The organism is Kribbella sp. NPDC056345, assembly GCF_042262745.1.
Classification (GTDB): Bacteria; Actinomycetota; Actinomycetes; order Propionibacteriales; family Kribbellaceae; genus Kribbella.
In genome coordinates this window covers 52,178-68,797 of the sequence record NZ_JBHJQQ010000023.1, presented here as the reverse complement: position 1 = coordinate 68,797, position 16,620 = coordinate 52,178, and the positions used below count along the sequence as shown (strand labels likewise).

Here is a 16,620-nt window from a genome sequence, read left to right as displayed (position 1 = left end):
GCGCTGATGGGCTCCCGGCGCCGCGGTCCGGACTCACTGAGAGCCGGCGGGCTTCAGGTTCAGGACGATCTGCAGAGCGTTCTGCTGGGTCGGCTGACCCGGCGCGTACGAGTTCTGCTCGTCCGGCCACCCGGTCCAGTTCTTGGTGCTGTAGAGACCGCCGACGTTCGACGCCGAGGTCGGGATCACCGGCATCTGCTCGACCATGATCTTCTGCAGGCCGTTCAGCGCCGTCTGCCGGGTCGCGTCGTCGGTGGCGTTGGCGTAGGTGTCGAGCAGCTTGGTCGCCTCGGGGGAGTGGAAGCGCCCGTAGTTGCCGCTGATCCCGCCCTTGCCGACCGGCTTGAGGATCTTGCCGTCCATGATGTTCTGGTAGATGTCGTACGGCGTGGAGCCGCCGTTGGTCCAGTGCATGCCGGCCTCGAAGTTGCCTTCGTCGAACGCCTTGAACCAGGCGTCCTGGTTGGCCTTGTCGACGGTCGCCGCGATACCGATCGTGGACAGGTTGTCCTTGATGATCTCCAGGTCGGTGATGTAGTCGGACCAGCCGGCCGGGTTGGTCAGCGTGATCTTGACCGGCTGCCCGCCCTTGTCCTTCAGGACGTTGCCCTCGAGCTTGTAGCCCGCGGCGGCCAGGTCGGCCTTCGCGCCCTCGACGTCGACGGCGTGCTTCTTGTCCTTGTACTCCGGGGCGATGAACGACTCACCGGCCGGCGTCGGGATCCCGGTGATGGACTCGACCTTCGGGTAGAAGTACCCGGCCTCGCCCTGCATGAAGATGTCGTCGCGGTTGATGACCTTGTCCATCGCGCGGCGCAGCGCCGGGTCGTCGAACGGCTTCTTGGTGGTGTTGATCCAGAGGCCGTGGATGCCGAGGTTCGCCGGGAAGTACAGCTTGTGGTTCTTCGGGTCCTTGTCCTGGTAGACGGCCTTCACGTTCGGGACGAAGACGAAGCTCCACTCCGAGGCGCCGTTGGCCAGCGCGGTGGTCTGCGCGTTGTTGTCGTTGTACGACGTGTACCGCAGCTCCTTGACCTTCGGCAGGTCCTGCCAGTACGAGTCGCGCAGTTCCAGCGTGGTGGTCTGCGGGGTGAACGACTTGATCTTGTACGGGCCGGTGCCGACCGGGGTCTTCAGCGTGTCCTGGCTCGGGTCCTTGATCGCCGACCACTGGGCTTTCTGGATCACGAAGACGGTCAGGATCTTGTTCTGGTTGACGAACTGCGACCGCTCGAAGACCAGGTCGACCTTGTTACCGGTCTGGGTGATCGTCTTGTACGGGATCGCGTCGGAGTTCAGGCCTTCGTTCTTCTGCCGGAGCTGGAAGGTGTAGGCGACGTCCTCGGCGGTCATCGGCGTACCGTCGGACCACTTCACGCCGTCGCGGATCGTGAACGACAGCTTGGTGAAGTTCGCGTCCCACTTCCACTCGGTGGCCAGCCAGGGCTTACCGGGCTCGGTCGGCTTGATCCCGTTGATCATCACCAGCGGCTCGAAGATCATCCACCGGTACCCGAGCGAGGCGCCCGAGGAGGAGCCGAGGAACGGGTTGTGGTTCTCGGTCTGCGGACCGTTCGGCATACCCACGTTCAGTACGGTGGCGGCGGTGCCGGAACCGCTTCCGCTGGTCTTCCCGTCCCCGCTACTGCAGGCAGCCAGTGTGGCTGCCGCGAGCAAGCCCGTCAGGGCCAGCGCGACGCTCCGTCGTGCTCGCATCGGTTCCTCCTGTGTATCTCTGTGTGTGGCGGATGGTCCACCCCTGAGCCGGGTGGGCCAGTGCATAGTGGCGTGAAAGCGCTCTCATCGGAAGAGCGGACGCCTTAACAGATCGGTATCGAGGACTTCACCGGCGGCGGAGCAGGGGCAGCTGCCCCGCCGCCGGAGCCTCAGTGAGCGGACCGGCCAGTGGGGGCGGGCGGACTGGTCCTGGGAGTGGACTTGGGAGCAGTTGAGCTGCGGACGATCAGTGTCGTCGGCAGCACTTGGGGTTCCTCGGGCAGCGGGGTCCCGCCGAAATAGCCCATCAGCATCCGGGCCGCCGCCTGGCCCATCTGGCGCATCGGCTGATGCACCGTGGTCAACGGCGGTTCGGTGTGCTGGGCGTACGGGATGTCGTCGAAACCGACGACCGACACGTCGTTCGGCACGTTCCGCCCGGTCTCCCGGACGGCCTGGATCGCGCCGCCGGCGGACAGGTCGTTGTGCGCGAACACCGCGTCGAAGTCCAGACGCCGGTCGAGCGCCTGCTGGACGCCGTGGCGTCCGCTCTCGTGGGTGAAGTCGCCTTCGAACACGAGTCTCGGGTCGAGCTCGATCCCGGCTTCGGCGTAGGTGTCGCGGAAGCCGTCCAGGCGTTCGTGGGTGCAGCCGAACCGTTCGACACCGGTGATCACCAGCGGCCGGTGCCGGCCGAGCTCGATCAGGTGCCGGGCGGCGGACTGGCCGCCGGCGTAGTTGGTGGTGGCGACGGACGGGAACTGGGGGCGGTGGTCACGGTCGTCGATGAGGACGACCGGCAGACCCCGCGCGTGCAGCTGCTCGATGTAGGTGAGCGTGCCCTCGGGCTCGATCACCAGCAGGCCGTCGAACGACTGCGCCGACACCTGGGAGGCGAACTGGTGCATGGACTCCGCACCGCGGTTGAACGTGAAGAGCAGCAGGCCGTAGCCCTCGCTCTCGACCACGTCGACCGCGCCCTGCAGCACCTCGCCCATCCAGGGCCAGGTCAGCGACGGGACCAGCATGCCGACGACCCGGGTCCGGCCGCGGGCCAGGCCGACCGCCCGGGCACTCGGCACGTAGCCGAGCTCGGCGATCACGGCGCGGACCCGCTCGGCGGTGCGCAGATCGAGCTCACCCTTGCCGTTCAGGACGCGCGACACGGTCGTCTTGCTGACGCCGGCTCGTGCGGCGACGTCGGCGATGGTGATGGACACGCTGAACTCCCCTCGGGCGGTGGGGTGGCGGATGTTGCTGTGATGTTGCGGCGGTGTTCGGAACCGGTTTCGGAAGCGGTTCCGTAGAGTGAAGCCGAGTGACCCAGGTCTCGTCAATCACGGTGCGATAACGAAACGGGGCTTAATTCACGGCTTGGAGAAAGTCGCCCCTTCCGGCTCGGCCGCCGGGCGTGATGGACTCAGGTCCAGCGGCCCGCCAGGGGCCGGGGCAAGCAGGGGGCGCAACGATGGAGTATCGGCGGACGACGGTGCGGGACATGCGCCGGTCCAACCGATCGGTGATCCTGACCGGCATCTACCGCGACGGCCCGCTCAGCCGGCAGGAGCTGAGTGTCCGTACGTCGCTCAGCGCGGCCAGCGTCAGCAACCTGGTGACCGAGCTGATCGCGGAAGGTGTCGTCGAGGAGGCCGGCTCGGTCGAATCCGAGGGTGGCCGGCCGCGCGTGCTGTTACGGGTCGCTCGCGAATTCCGGTACGTCGTCGGGGCCGAGGTCGGCGAAACCCGGGTCCGGGTCGAGTTGTTCGATCTCGCGATGAACGTGCTCGCCACGGTCGACCATCCGATCGAGACACCCGAGCCCGAAGTCGTCGTGAAGCACGTGCTGGAAGGGCTCGCGAGCGTTCTCAGCAGTTCCGGCGTACCGGCTTCGACGGTGCTCGGGGTCGGTGTCGCGGTCTTCGGGATCGTCGACGCGGATGCCGTCGTCCACGCCCAGACGCTGGGGTGGGACGCCGTACCGTTCGGTCAGATGCTTGCCGAGGGCACCGATATTCCGATCCTCGTGGACAACGGCGCGAACACGCTCGGCCAGGCCGAGATGTGGTTCGGGGCCGGCCGCGGTGCGACGGATGCCGTGGTTGCGCTGGTCGGCTCAGGTGTCGGCGCCGCGCTCGTCACCGGCGGATCCAGCTATCGCGGGACACGCAGCAGCGCGGGCGAGTGGGGCCACACCACCATCGTGTACGGCGGTCGCGGGTGCCGCTGTGGAGCCGAGGGGTGCCTGGAGGCGTACGTCGGCGCCGAGGACGTGCTCGACCGCTATCACCAGGCCGGTGGAGAGCTGTCGGCCTCCGATGAGGAGGCGGCGTTCGCGGAGCTGCTCGCGGCGGCGGAAACTTCGGAGGTCGCGGCAACGATCGTGGGCGACACGATCGGTTATCTCTCGGCCGGCTTCGCGAATCTCGTCAACCTGGTCAACCCCGAGCGGATCGTCCTCGGTGGCTGGGCCGGCCTGCTGCTGGGCGAGCGCTACCTGCCGCGGCTGCGCGCCGAGGTCGGCCGGCACGCGCTCCGCCAGCCCTACTCCCAGGTCTCGATCGTGCTGTGCGAACTGGGCCGCGACGCCGTTGCCCTGGGCGCCGCGACCCTGCCGATCCTGCGGTTGCTGCAGGACGGCGGCGTACTGCCCCCGTCCAAGGTTGCCGCTGGTTAGTGGAGCGTCGCGGCTAAATCTCGGCACTGGCGGCGCCCAGGCGGGCACCTCGCGGCGTTGGAGGGAAAGCCACGATGGAAAAACATCGAGGCTTCCCCTCCGCCTTGCGATGCACCCACCTGGACACCGCCAGCACTCGAGCTTTAACCACGACACTCCACTAGGTGATGTTCCACTTCTGGTTGGCGCCGCCACCGCAGGTCCAGATCTGGGTCGGGGTGGCGTTCGCCGAATTGTTGCCGGTGACATCGAGGCACTTGCCCCGATTCACGATGTCGTTGTTGCCGTACGACCATTGCTGAGCGGTGTTGCCGTTACAGGTCGCTATCTGCACCCGGGTACCGTCCGCCGTACCGGCGTTCGCCACGTCGAGACACTTGCCGAGGGCACGGATCGTGCCGTCGCCCGGACGGCTCCACGACTGGGCCGCCGTACCGTTGCAGTCGTAGAGCTGCACCGTCGTACCGTCGGCTGAGTTGGCACCGGCGACGTCCAGGCACTTGCCGGCCAGGCCGGTGATCTGGCCGTTGCCGCCGGAGCTGTCGATGGTGGAGACGCGGACGTAGTCGATCAGCATCTGCTGCGGCATCACGGTGGAGCCGTCCGGGTAGCCCGGCCAGTTCCCGCCGACAGCGACGTTCATGATCATGAAGTGCGGGCGGTTGAAGACCCACTGGTCGCCGCCGAGGTCGGCCGGCGTCCGGCGCTGGTACTGCACGCCGTCGACGAACCAGACGATCGAGTTCGGCGTCCAGTCGACGCGGTAGGTGTGGAAGTCGTTGCGGAACGGTACGCCGTTCGGTGACTGGTACGCCGCGCCGATGCCCTCGGCGCCGGAGTAGCCCGGGCCGTGGATGGTGCCGTGCACGGTGGTGGGCTCGCGGCCGATGTTCTCCAGGATGTCGATCTCGCCGTTGTGCGGCCAGTTGCCGCCCTGGCCGAGCATCCAGAACGCCGGCCAGACGCCCTGCGTGCCGGGGATCTTGATCCGGGCCTCGAAGCGGCCGTAGGTCTGGCTGAAGGTCTGCGCGGTGAGCAGCCGGGCCGAGGTGTACTCGCAGGTGCCGTAGTGGCACTGGAAGCCGCCGCTCTCCCGGCGGGCGGTGATCACCAGGTTGCCGTTACCGTCCTTGGCGGAGTTGCGGGTGCTGTTGGTGTAGTACTGCCGTTCGTTGTTGCCCCAGCCGGAGCCGCCGATGTCGTAACGCCACTTGTTCGAGTCCGGCGCCTGCCCGGCCGGGCCGTCGAAGTTGTCCTCGAAAGTGGTGGCGAGCACGGCCTGCTCGGCCTGCGGGGCCTGCGGCAGGGCTTGGGCTGGTGCTTGCAGAAGGGCGGCGCCGACGAGTGCGGCACCGGTCGCGAACAGGGCCGCGATGCGGGAACGCTGCAGTTTCATGCGTGCCTCAAATCTCCACGGGGGCGGTCGGGACGAGACAGGATTTGTGGTTCGGGGATTTGGTCCCGCAGCTTGCTGTGAGAACGCTTTCACGTCAAGACCGAGACTAAATAAAAGACCTGAAAAAAGTCCGTGCTGTGGCGTTGACACCGGTGACCACCGATGGTTCCCTCGTGCTGACACACCGTTGCGGCGCGGGCAGACGCCACAACATCCCCCTGTCTGTCAGGCCTTGCAAGGGAGACCGCCCATGCCCGCGAACGGGTTGTTCCGTCCTGCCCACCGCCGACGCCGTGCCCTGCCGGTCGCGGTGGCCGCGCTGTGCGTGGCCGCCACCGGATTCGGTTTCGGTACGGCGACCGCCCCGGTGGCCCAGGCCGCCGGCGAACAGGTCAACGTCTACCTGACCACCACGAACGACTCGGCCGGCCAGAACGTGACCCGCGGTCTGCAGCAGCAGACCCCGGTCAACTTCGGCCCGGCCGGCGGTACGGCGAACCAGACGATCACGGTCAACGAGAACACGACGTACCAGTCCTGGGAAGGTGGCGGCGCCTCCTTCGCCGACAGCTCCGCGTGGCTGCTGAACAGCAGCAACACGATCTCGGCGACGACCCGCAACCAGGTGATGAAGGACCTGTTCGACCCGGTCAACGGGATCGGGCTGTCGTTCGTCCGGAACCCGATGGGTGCCTCCGACCTGGCCCGGTTCAACTACTCGTACGACGACACCTGCTGCGACCTGAACGACTTCAGCATCAACCACGACCTGGCGGACGTGGTCCCGCTGACCAAGCAGGCCCGGCAGCTGAACCCGGCGCTGAAGGTGATGGGGTCGCCGTGGAGTGCGCCGGCCTGGATGAAGGACAACAACAAGTTCACCAACCGTGGCTGGCTGAAGGCCGAGTACTACCCGATGTACGCGCAGTACTTCGTCAAGTACGTGCAGCAGAACGCGGCCCAGGGCAACCGCATCGACTACGTGACGGTGCAGAACGAGCCGACCTGTTGCGGTACCGACAACACCGGCTACGCGTCGATGAACTGGAACGGCGCCGGCCTGCTGAACTTCACCAAGAACCACCTGTTCCCGGCGTTCCGGGCGGCCGGCATCACCACCAAGGTGATGGTGCTGGACTACAACTGGGGCAACTACAACGACCTCGGTTCGGTCCCGCTGGCCGACGCCGGGCTGCGCAACGACCCGCTGTTCGGCGGGATCGCCTGGCACGGGTACGGCGGTGATGTGAGCCTGCAGACGCAGATCCACAACCAGTACCCGGCCGTCAACGCGTACATGACCGAGCACTCGGGTGGCACCTGGATCCCGAACCAGCAGGTCGAGGACATGAACAACCTGATCGACTACACCCGCAACTGGGACAAGTCGTGGGTCAAGTGGGGAATGGCGCTCGACCAGAACCACCTCCCGTACGTCGGTGCTGGGTGCAACGTGTGTACCGGCTTGGTGACGGTGCAGCGCGGTGGCAGTCGTGCGGGGCAGGTGGACAAGAACGTCGAGTACTACACGATGGGTCACCTGACCAAGTACGTCCGGCCGGGTGCGCTGCGGATCGACTCGACCGCGAACAACTCGGTGAAGAACGTGGCGTGGAAGAACCCGGACGGTTCGAAGGCGCTGATCGCGTTCAACACCACCGGTGGCTCGCAGTCGGTGCGGGTGAACTGGGGCTCGCAGTCTTTCATCTACACGCTGCCCACGAAGACGTCGGCCACCTTTGTCTGGAACGGTTCGCAGAGTGGCGGAGGTGGCGGTCAGATCACCGGTCTGGCCGGCAAGTGCGTCGACGTCGCCGGTGCGAACTCTGCTGACGGTACGGCGGTGCAGCTGTACGACTGCAACGGCTCGGCGGCGCAGCAGTGGACTCGCCCGGGTGATGGGACCGTACGGGCGCTGGGCAAGTGCCTCGACGTCACCGGTGGCGGCACCGCCGACGGCACCCGCGTCCAGCTGTGGTCGTGCTTTGCCGGGAGCCCGAATCAGCAGTGGACCTACTCGAACAACGACCTGGTGAATCCACAGGCCGGGAAGTGCCTGGACGTGACCGGGAACAACTCGGCCAACGCGACTCCACTGCAGATCTGGACCTGCGGCGGTGGCGCCAACCAGAAGTGGACCATCTCCTGAGTTAGCAGTCTTCTCTGCCAAGGCCCGCCCGTCCGCCCCCGGGCGGGCCTTGGTACTTGCGGGCATTTGACCCTCCGGTTACCGGAGGGTCCAAGCTAGGGTCATGTCTCTTGATTCCCCGCCTACTGCGCTGCACTCGGCACGGCACCTCGCCGCACTGGAGGAAAGGCCACGATGGAAAAGCATCGAGGCCTCCCCTCCAGCACACCGAGCTACCGCACCGAGCACATGCTCGCTACGGCGCGGAACCAAGAGACATGACCCAGTCGCATGACGGCGACAGTGACGGTCGGCGAGTTCTCGCGGATGACCTACCTCAGCGTGAAGACGCTGCACCACTACCACGAGATCGGGCTGCTCGCGCCCGCCTCGGTCGATCCGTCGTCCGGGTACCGGCGGTACGGCACCGACCAGGTCGGCGTCGCGCTCCTGATCCGGCGGCTCCGCGACCTGCGGATGCCGATCGCCGACGTACGGGCTCTCGTCTCGTCGACCGATCAGGCGCAGCGGGAGGAAACGCTCCGCGCGCACCTCGACCGGATGGAGCGCGAGCTCCAGGTGACCCGGGACGTGGTCACCTCGTTGCGCAGTCTGCTGACGGCCACGCCGGAGCCACTGCACGTCGACTACCGGTACATCCCACCTTTCCGTGCGTACGGCGTTCGTGGCCGGGTCGAGCGGGAGCAGATCGGGCCGTGGTGCGTGGAGTCGTTCGGCCGGTTGAACGAGTTGGCCGCCGTGCACGACATCCGGGCGACGTCGGGAGCGACGTACAGCGATGACTTCTTCACCGAGGACGAGGGTGAGGTGATCGCGTTCCTGCCGGTAGCGCCGAGCCAGGAGCCGGCCGACGGCTTCGAGCTGGTCGACCTGCCCGGTGGGTTCTTCGCCATCGCCGTGCACGCCGGCGCGATGGCCGACTTCGACCGCACCTACGGCGCGCTCGGCTCCCATGTCGCCGAGCACTGCTCTGTTGCGCCCGGCCCCATCCGTGAGCTGTACGTCGTCGCGCCCGGGGACACCCCCGACGAGGCTTCCTACCGCACTGAAGTCTGCTGGCCGATCCAGCAGCTACCAACTGATTCCCCTGTAGCGAAAGGCTGAACCATGTCCATCACCCTCGAGAACATCGCCTTCGACTGCGCCAACGCAGCGACCCTGGCCACCTTCTGGGCCGGCGTCCTGTCGGTCGAGGTAGATGCTGAAGGCAACGAGTTCTTCGCCACCGTGAACCGCGCCGCGGACGGCCCCACGTTGATGTTCCTCCAGGTCCCCGAACCCCGCACTGTCAAGAACCGCCTGCACCTCGACCTCGCCACCGCGGACTGGGACACCGAGCTCGACCGCCTGCTGGCCCTCGGCGCCCAGCGCCTCGACGAGCACAACGAGTACGGCACCCACTGGATCACCCTCGCCGACCCCGAAGGCAACGTCTTCGACCTCGCCGAACACAAAGCCTAGTCAGTCCCACCCCGAGCCTTCGGCACGCTCAACCCGCTTCCCCCAGGCCATCCGGTGCCGCACACCTCCTGTCGTTCGTGCTGAGGTCGTAGAGGTGGTGGGTCTCGTTGAGGGTGATGACTTGGTGGCTGTGGTGGGTGTCGTTGCGGCGGAGGGTGGTGATGCTGCCGGAGGTGAGGGGGAAGAAGGCTCGGTCGGTGGCGGCTTTGGGCATGCCTAGCCAGGCGAGGATGAGGTAGCTGGAGGCGGAGCCGTGGGAGACGATGATCTGGGTTTCGGCGGGGTGGCTGAGGATGTCTGCCAGGGCTGGGTAGAGGCGGTTGACCAGGGCCAGGCGGGTTTCGGCGCCGGCGGGGCCGTCGTGGTGGGCGAGGCGGTTGCCGGATTCGGGGAGGGGGATGCGGCGTTCGGTGAGCCAGGCCTGGGGGCGGCCGTCGGCCTCGCCGTTGGTGCGCTCGCGGAGGCGGGGATCGGTGCGCACGTCGACCGAGAAGCGCTGTGCCAGGTGTTCTGCGGTCTGGGCGGTTCGGCGGAGGTCGGAGGAGTAGATCTCGACGGGCTGGTCGCCGATCCGGCTCGCCAGTACGTCGGCGATGCGTTCGGCCTGGCGGTGGCCGCGGGGTGTGAGTTCGGAGTCGTACCAGCCGCCGACGAGGCCGTCGACGTGATGTTGTGCCTCGGGATGTGTGACGAGGTAGATGTGCCTCATGGTCCTCCTTCGCGGCTTCGGAGCTTCTCACAGGCCGCCCCGATCACCTGATCGGGTCGGATGGGTGCCTGAACAGGCACATCCGGTGACTTCGCGTTGATGGTCGCAGCGGCAGCGGCCAGGCTGGCCGACGAGGAATGCGGCGAGCTGGGACTGGGAGGCCGAGGGTGAGTCTGCTGCGTGTGGTGGGTACTGCTGAGGTGCTCGAGGGACTCCGCGACATCGAAGAGCTCGACCTCGACACCGACAGCGCCAGGGTTTGGACCGACGGTGTGAAGTGGCGGGTGGCCGCGATGGCGCCGCCGACGGTGATTCCGGTTCTGGAGCAGCGCGGCTGCGACGTCTACGAGTTGATGACGGATGCCGACCTCCTCGCGTACTACGACGAGATCGGCAGCCCACCGCCGACCGAGGCCGCCGCATTCTCCGGAGGTGTCACTCCCGGCCCGCTGCTGAAGCCCCGGCGGGCGCCCGAGATCGAGGCGGGTCTGGAAGCCCTGGCCCGCAAGTACCCGGACTACTGCCGGCGGACGATGCTCGAAACGACGAGCGGTGGGAACAAGTGCAGTTATCTCAAGATCGGTGTCGGACCGTCCGGGCCGAAGCGCCCGGTCGTGTTGTTCACCGGCGGGCTGCACGGCCGGGAGTGGGTCCCGCCGGACGCTCTGCTGTCCCTCGCGGAGAACCTGCTCGCCGCCTACCACGACGGCGCCGATCTCTATTTCCCGGCGACCACCATCACCTTCCGCGCGGACAAGAAGAAGCCACGGCCGAGCGATGCGCCGCAGTACTTCCCGGAGTTCGTGATCAAGGCCGAGACGATCGTCCCGATCATCCAGAAGGTCGATCTGCTGATCTTCCCGCTGGCCAATCCGGACGGGCGCGAATTCGACCTGGACCACCCGAAGATCCACGAGTACGGCTGGCGTAAGAGCAGGCGGCCGGTCGGGCCGGATCCGCAGGGCCGTCCGGCGCACGGCGTCGACATCAACCGGAACTTCCCGATCGCCTGGGACTTCGACAGGTACTACCAGATGGACCTGTACCTGGCGCGCTACGAAGAACCACCGTCCGACAAGACGCCCGGGGACGGTGCCGTGGGGGAGTTGTACCGCGGTTCCGCGCCGCTGTCCGAGATCGAGACCAGGAACGTCGCGACGCTGATGGAGAACTATCCGATCAGCTACTTCGTCGATGTCCACACCGCCGGCCGCGCCATCATGTGGTCCTGGGGGATGGAGGAGAACGGGACCGTCCCGGCGATGAACTACCGGAACCCGCAGTACGACGGGACCCGCGACGGCCTGATGGCCGACGACCCCAGCTTCCCGGTCGGCCGGGTGGACTACAAGGAGTACCTGCCGCCGCGGATCGCCGAGCGGAACGAGTTCATCAGCCGGCTGATGGGCGCGGCGATCCTGCGCTCGGCCAATCGCGGTGAGCTGCCGCCCTCGGGTGGCTTCGCCGAGTACCACACCCTGCACCTCATCAAGCAGGATGCCCGGCCGGCGGGGAAGTACAAGCGGCCACTGACCTCGACCAGCCAGAACTATGCGACCGCGCTGCAGTTCATCAGGCCTGACCGGCCGCCCACCTACGCGTGCGTGTTCGAGGCCGGGGACGACGAGGAAGGACTCTTCCATCCCGTCTACGCCGCCCACAATCCCCAGTTCCAGAAGCAGAACCGGGAGATTCAGGCCGCCCTGATCGCGCTCCTGCAGAGCGCGGCCAAGTTCGGTGTGCAGCCGGGATGAGTGCACTGCGCTCGCCTGATCGGGTGCGGGGCGTGCCTGAACGGGCACGGTTCGTCACGTCGTGTTGATGCCGGGCACGGGGACTACCAGGCTGGTCGGCGAGGACGCGGGTGAGCTGGGACTGGGGGCGATGGTGAGTCTGCTGCGCGTGGTGGCAAGTACTGAGGTTCGGAAACCCGGCCGCCCGGCGTTTGCGGTGGTGATGTCCTGATGGCCGGGTCGGTGGAGAAGCTGGCGATCGAGGTCGGGCGGTTCCTGGAACCGATCACCGGCTATCTCAAGGACAACCAGATCGCTGCCCTGTACGGCGAACTGGGACTGCCGGTAACGCCCGCTGTCGCGAACGACCCCGGGGTCGTCGCGTCGGCGAAGGCGGCGCTGAGCGCGCTGACCGCCGTACCACCGAAGGTCGAGGCTCTGCAGAAGACCGGTAGTGCCGAGGCGCTGGCTGATCTGCTCAGGGTGATCCCGCCGGCCTTCTGGGCCTGCAAGGTGATGTCCGAGACGGTGAAGTTCACGGTGAACGCGTCCGGGCCGTTGAGCGACCCGGTCAAGGCTGTGCTGGTCGATCTGCCCGATGCGCTGATCAACTACACCGCGACCACCTATCTGCTGTCCGAGCATCCCGGGTTCGCGAACACCGCGGTGCTGTTCGGGTTGATCGACAACGACGACATCGCCCGCGATGGCGACCGGCCGCCGTTCCTGCGCCGGCGACTGCGGTTCGACCGGCTCGGCACCTTCCTGCGCAGCCCGGCCGACGCGCTCAAGGAGCAGTACGGCTGGGGACGCGACGATCTCGACACCGAGAAGTTCCTCGAGGCGATCACCGAAGCCCTGCTGGGCTGGGACCTTCCGGCCGTGTTCATCAAGGACGACGACGGTGCCGAACTCGCGTCCTTCCTCTTCCGGGTCCGCCCGGTCCCCGATTCGGCACCTGACGCGTTGCGGATCCTGCTCGACGTCTTCGACTTCAGTGGGTTCGACCTCGCTCTGGATCTGTTCCCTGGCTGGAACACGAAGCTCAAGGGCACCGGCTCCCTCAACGTCGGCCCGACCCTCCGCCTCGAGCCACCCGCCGAGCTGGTGCCGGAGGCTCCCGGTGCCGGTCTGAACGGCAAGCTCGCGCTGGAGCTGGGCAAAGGGCCGATCCAGCTGCTCGGTACGCCGGAAGGCTCCGGCCTGAGCGTCCAGGAGATCAAGTTCTCCCTCGGTACGGCGTTCGGCGGCGAGGCGGCGGGTGTCGTCGCCGAGGCGGATCTCGTCGGCGGCAAACTGCTCGTCGACCTCTCGAAGGCCGACGGCTTTCTCTCTACCGTCCTCAAAGGCGCCGGCGCGAAACTCGAAGCCGATTTCGACCTCGGCATCACCATCGACAGCAACGGCCTGAGCTTCCGGGGCAACGGCGGCCTGGAGATCCAGATCCCGCTGCACCTCAAGGCCGGCCCGGTCGAGCTCACCACCCTGTACGTCGGCGTCGGCGTCCAGGGCGGCTCGATCCCGCTGGAGCTGTCCGCCGGTTTCAAGGCCGCCCTCGGCCCCATCCAGGCGAGCGTCGACCGGATGGGCCTGACCGCCGAGCTCTCCTTCCCGGCCGGCGGCGGCAACCTCGGCCCGGCCGAGCTGACCTTCGGCTTCAAGCCACCGACGGGGGTCGGGCTCAAGGTCGACATCGGCGTGATCACCGGCGGCGGCTACCTGTCCGCCGATCCGGACAAGGGCGAGTACGCCGGTGCCCTGGAACTGAAGTTCGCCGGCTTCCTGGAGCTCAAGGCGATCGGCCTGATCAGCACCCGGATGCCCGACGGCACCGACGGCTTCTCGCTGCTGATCATCATCACCGCCGAGTTCCCCGGCGGGCTGCAGCTCGGCTTCGGGTTCACCCTGCTCGCCGTCGGCGGTCTGGTCGGCATCAACCGCCGGATGAACCTCGACGCGCTGGCCAAGGGCGTGCGCTCGAACGCGATCGAGTCGGTGATGTTCCCCAAGGACGTGGTCGCCAACGCGCCCCGGATCATCAGCGACCTGCGCAGCTTCTTCCCCGCCGAGAAGGGCAAGTTCCTGATCGGCCCGATGGCGAAGATCGGCTGGGGGACGCCGACCCTGCTCAGCATCTCGATCGGCGTGATCATCGAGATCCCCGGCAACATCGCGATCGTCGGTGTGCTGCGCTGCATCCTGCCGGCCAAGGAACTGCCGCTGCTGGTGATCCAGGTCAACTTCATCGGTGCGATCGAGTTCGACAAACAGCGGCTCTGGTTCAACGCGGTGCTGTTCGAGTCGCGGATCCTGATGATGACCATCGAAGGCGGCATGGGGCTGCTGGTCGGCTGGGGTGACGACGCGGACCTGGTCGTCTCGGTCGGTGGTTTCCATCCGTCGTACAAGCCGCCGAACCTGCCGTTCGAGGTACCGCCGCGGCTGGCCGTCGACATCCTGAACCAGCCCGGCCGGCGGATCCGGGTCGAGGGCTACTTCGCGCTCACCAGCAACACCGTGCAGTTCGGCGCCAGGGCCGAGCTGGTGCTGGGCTTCGACGACTTCGGCATCCACGGGCACCTGGCCTTCGACGCGCTGTTCCGGTTCTCGCCGTTCTCGTTCGTGATCGCCATCTCGGCCTCGGTGTCGCTGAAGGCGTTCGGGGTCGGGCTGTTCGGGATCGACCTGTACTTCGAGCTGTCCGGCCCGTCGCCGTGGCGGGCACACGGGCGGGGCTCGATCTCGCTGCTCTTCTTCGAGATCTCCGCGGATTTCGACATCAGCTGGGGCGAGAGCAACGACACCACGTTGCCGCCGGTCGCGGTGCTGCCGATCCTGGCGGCCGAGTTCGCCAAGCTCGAAGGCTGGGAGACCCGGCTGCCGACCGGCGGTGTCGTCCCGCTGGTGACGTTGCGGAACCTGCCGGACAGCGATGAGCTGGTCCTGCATCCGCTCGGCACGTTGTTCGTCCGGCAGCGGGCGATTCCGCTGGACATCCGGATGGACCGGCTGGGGGCGCAGGAGCCCAGCGACGGCCGCCGGTTCAGCATCGAGCCGGCCCGAGGCAGCGGCCTGCAGCGCGTGACGTCGACCGGCGAGAAGTTCGCGATGGCCCAGTTCCAGACCATGGATGATGCGGCCAAGCTCTCGCGTCCGGCGTACGAGCAGCAGAACGCCGGAATCGAGCTCGCGGCCTCGACGGGCGCGCTGGCCACGACTCACGTCGTCCGGCGAAGCGCCCGGTACGAGCTGATCATCACCGACAACACTCCGCTGGAGGGTGGTACGACGGCGATGCGGGCCGCGACCGTGACCTCGCGGCCCGGGACGCGGAAGCGGTTCCACACCGTGAACCCGGTGCTGTTCGGCCAGTTCACCAACGGCAGTAGTGCCGCCCGGTCGCCCTTGTCGCAGCAGACCGCGCGGAACCAGCAGCCGTTCGCCGCCGCCGAGACCGTGCAGGTGACCGGCAAGCGATTCGTGGTCGCCTACGTCCGGAACAATCTGCAGGCCTTCCCACCGATCGACCCGGACGCCGACGGAACGTTCCGCAGCCAGTCGGCCGCGACCGAGGCCCTCGACCGCTGGATCGAGGTCGAGCCGAGCCTCGCCGGCACCCTGCACGTCATCGGCGAGGACGAGGCTGCGGGACCGCTCGCCGTACCGCAAAGCTGGGCTCAGGCCGGTACGACGCCCGCGGTGTCCGGTACGACGGCGGTGCGGCTGACCGGTGGCCGCGTGATGATTGCCGGCGGCACCGATGCCGAGGGCAAGGCTGTCAAGGACACCGCGATCTACGACCCGGTCGCCAACAACTGGCTGCCGGGCCCGGCGTTGGCGAAGGCGCGCTGCCGGCACACGGTCACCGGACTGACCGGCGGCAAGGTCCTCGTCGTCGGCGGTCTGTCGGACACCGGCGAACTCGTCGGGACCAGCGAACTGTTCGATCCGGTGAGCGGCAAGTGGACCGAGATCCCCACCGCCGCGCGGTTCGGTCACTCCGCGACAGTGCTTGCCGGAGGCAATGTCCTCGTGGCCGGCGGCAACGACGGCAGGACCACGGCGACCGCCGCGATCTTCGACGTCGCGAGCAACGAGTGGGTGGCGATCGCCTCGATGAACGAGGCTCGGGAGGACCACCAGGCAGTTGCACTGGCGGGTGACCTGGTCCTTGTCACCGGCGGCGCGACCGCGACCGGCCCCGGCGCTCGGGCGGCGATCAGCTACTGCGAGCTGTACGACGTCGCCCAGAAGAAGTGGACGCCGGTTGCCGGAATGAACGTGCCAAGGGTCGGCCACCAGGCAACAGCCATCAAGGACGGCACCGCAGTCCTGGTGACCGGTGGCGACGCTCCGGCATTCCTCATCAACGGCGAGTTCGATCCGCGGAGCCGGACCAGCGCGGAGGTCTTCCAGCTCGGCGACAAGTCATGGGAGACGGCTGCAGACCTTCCGGTCGGCCGCAGCCGCCACCAAGCGGTCGCGCTCCGGACAGGCGGCGTGCTGGTCGTCGGCGGAGCCTCCGGTCCGAGCTTCGACACCGGCTTCGACGGGGCGCTGCGCTACGACCCGGCTGCGGACACCTGGACCACAACAGGTGCCCTGGTCACCGGTCGCTGGGGACATACGGCGATCACGCTGGCCGACGGTCGTGTCCTCGTTGCCGGCGGCACAGCCCTGGCCGGTACGGCGACACCCGAGCCGGGCACCGACGTACAGAGCACGACGGCGGAGACGTACCTGCCATGACCAGACGAGTAACGAACGACGGAGGTCCGGACG

10 protein-coding genes are annotated in these 16,620 nt (G+C 67.4%); 6 read left to right on the top strand and 4 right to left on the bottom strand.

The features are described from left to right. Positions 1-33: 33 nt before the first annotated feature. On the bottom strand, positions 34-1,716 hold the full coding sequence (locus tag ACFCV3_RS40815) for an ABC transporter substrate-binding protein (RefSeq protein ID WP_376040392.1): 1,683 nt from the start codon (positions 1,714-1,716) through the stop codon (positions 34-36). Positions 1,717-1,886: 170 nt separating this feature from the next. Further along, positions 1,887-2,936: a LacI family DNA-binding transcriptional regulator gene (locus tag ACFCV3_RS40810; RefSeq protein ID WP_376040390.1), complete on the bottom strand. Its 1,050-nt coding sequence runs from the start codon at positions 2,934-2,936 to the stop codon at positions 1,887-1,889. A 248-nt stretch (positions 2,937-3,184) separates the two neighbouring features. Here ACFCV3_RS40810 and ACFCV3_RS40805 point away from each other — a divergent pair, with 248 nt between their 5' ends. Continuing rightward, positions 3,185-4,390 (top strand): ROK family protein, encoded by a 1,206-nt coding sequence (locus tag ACFCV3_RS40805; protein ID WP_376040387.1) that lies wholly within the window; start codon positions 3,185-3,187, stop codon positions 4,388-4,390. Positions 4,391-4,550: 160 nt separating this feature from the next. Here the strand turns inward: ACFCV3_RS40805 and ACFCV3_RS40800 are convergent, their stop codons facing one another. After that, positions 4,551-5,786: a family 16 glycosylhydrolase gene (locus ACFCV3_RS40800; protein ID WP_376040385.1), complete on the bottom strand. Its 1,236-nt coding sequence runs from the start codon at positions 5,784-5,786 to the stop codon at positions 4,551-4,553. Positions 5,787-6,036: 250 nt separating this feature from the next. Here ACFCV3_RS40800 and ACFCV3_RS40795 point away from each other — a divergent pair, with 250 nt between their 5' ends. The 3 genes from ACFCV3_RS40795 to ACFCV3_RS40785 all read left to right on the top strand — a co-directional run bounded on the left by ACFCV3_RS40795 (position 6,037) and on the right by ACFCV3_RS40785 (position 9,396). Next, entirely contained in the window at positions 6,037-7,935 is a 1,899-nt protein-coding gene (locus tag ACFCV3_RS40795; protein ID WP_376040382.1) for a ricin-type beta-trefoil lectin domain protein, read from the top strand. A 270-nt stretch (positions 7,936-8,205) separates the two neighbouring features. After that, the gene (locus ACFCV3_RS40790) at positions 8,206-9,039 is read left to right on the top strand and encodes a GyrI-like domain-containing protein (RefSeq protein WP_376040379.1); all 834 of its coding nucleotides are present in this window, start codon (positions 8,206-8,208) and stop codon (positions 9,037-9,039) included. 3 nt (positions 9,040-9,042) lie between these two features. Then, positions 9,043-9,396: a VOC family protein gene (locus ACFCV3_RS40785; protein WP_376040377.1), complete on the top strand. Its 354-nt coding sequence runs from the start codon at positions 9,043-9,045 to the stop codon at positions 9,394-9,396. 28 nt (positions 9,397-9,424) lie between these two features. On the opposite strand, the gene ACFCV3_RS40780 is transcribed toward ACFCV3_RS40785, so the two are convergent. Beyond that, a complete protein-coding gene (locus tag ACFCV3_RS40780; RefSeq protein WP_376040374.1) occupies positions 9,425-10,105 on the bottom strand; it encodes a histidine phosphatase family protein in 681 nt (226 codons plus the stop codon). A gap of 167 nt (positions 10,106-10,272) precedes the next feature. Between ACFCV3_RS40780 and ACFCV3_RS40775 the strand changes: the two genes are divergently transcribed. Continuing rightward, the gene (locus tag ACFCV3_RS40775; RefSeq protein WP_376040371.1) at positions 10,273-11,859 is read left to right on the top strand and encodes a M14 family zinc carboxypeptidase; all 1,587 of its coding nucleotides are present in this window, start codon (positions 10,273-10,275) and stop codon (positions 11,857-11,859) included. A gap of 210 nt (positions 11,860-12,069) precedes the next feature. Beyond that, positions 12,070-16,587 carry a DUF6603 domain-containing protein gene (locus ACFCV3_RS40770; RefSeq protein WP_376040369.1) on the top strand — a complete coding sequence of 1,506 codons (4,518 nt, stop codon included), beginning with the start codon at positions 12,070-12,072 and terminating at the stop codon, positions 16,585-16,587. Positions 16,588-16,620 lie beyond the last annotated feature (33 nt).

What these genes read in the sequence shown, in the direction of transcription:
- ACFCV3_RS40770 (WP_376040369.1), top strand. Translation starts at nt 12,070, where the DNA reads ATGGCCGGGTCGGTGGAGAAGCTGGCGATCGAGGTCGGGCGGTTCCTG.
- ACFCV3_RS40790 (WP_376040379.1), top strand. Translation starts at nt 8,206, where the DNA reads ATGACGGCGACAGTGACGGTCGGCGAGTTCTCGCGGATGACCTACCTC.
- ACFCV3_RS40805 (WP_376040387.1), top strand. Translation starts at nt 3,185, where the DNA reads ATGGAGTATCGGCGGACGACGGTGCGGGACATGCGCCGGTCCAACCGA.
- ACFCV3_RS40800 (WP_376040385.1), bottom strand. Translation starts at nt 5,786, where the DNA reads ATGAAACTGCAGCGTTCCCGCATCGCGGCCCTGTTCGCGACCGGTGCC.
- ACFCV3_RS40785 (WP_376040377.1), top strand. Translation starts at nt 9,043, where the DNA reads ATGTCCATCACCCTCGAGAACATCGCCTTCGACTGCGCCAACGCAGCG.
- ACFCV3_RS40795 (WP_376040382.1), top strand. Translation starts at nt 6,037, where the DNA reads ATGCCCGCGAACGGGTTGTTCCGTCCTGCCCACCGCCGACGCCGTGCC.
- ACFCV3_RS40780 (WP_376040374.1), bottom strand. Translation starts at nt 10,105, where the DNA reads ATGAGGCACATCTACCTCGTCACACATCCCGAGGCACAACATCACGTC.
- ACFCV3_RS40815 (WP_376040392.1), bottom strand. Translation starts at nt 1,716, where the DNA reads ATGCGAGCACGACGGAGCGTCGCGCTGGCCCTGACGGGCTTGCTCGCG.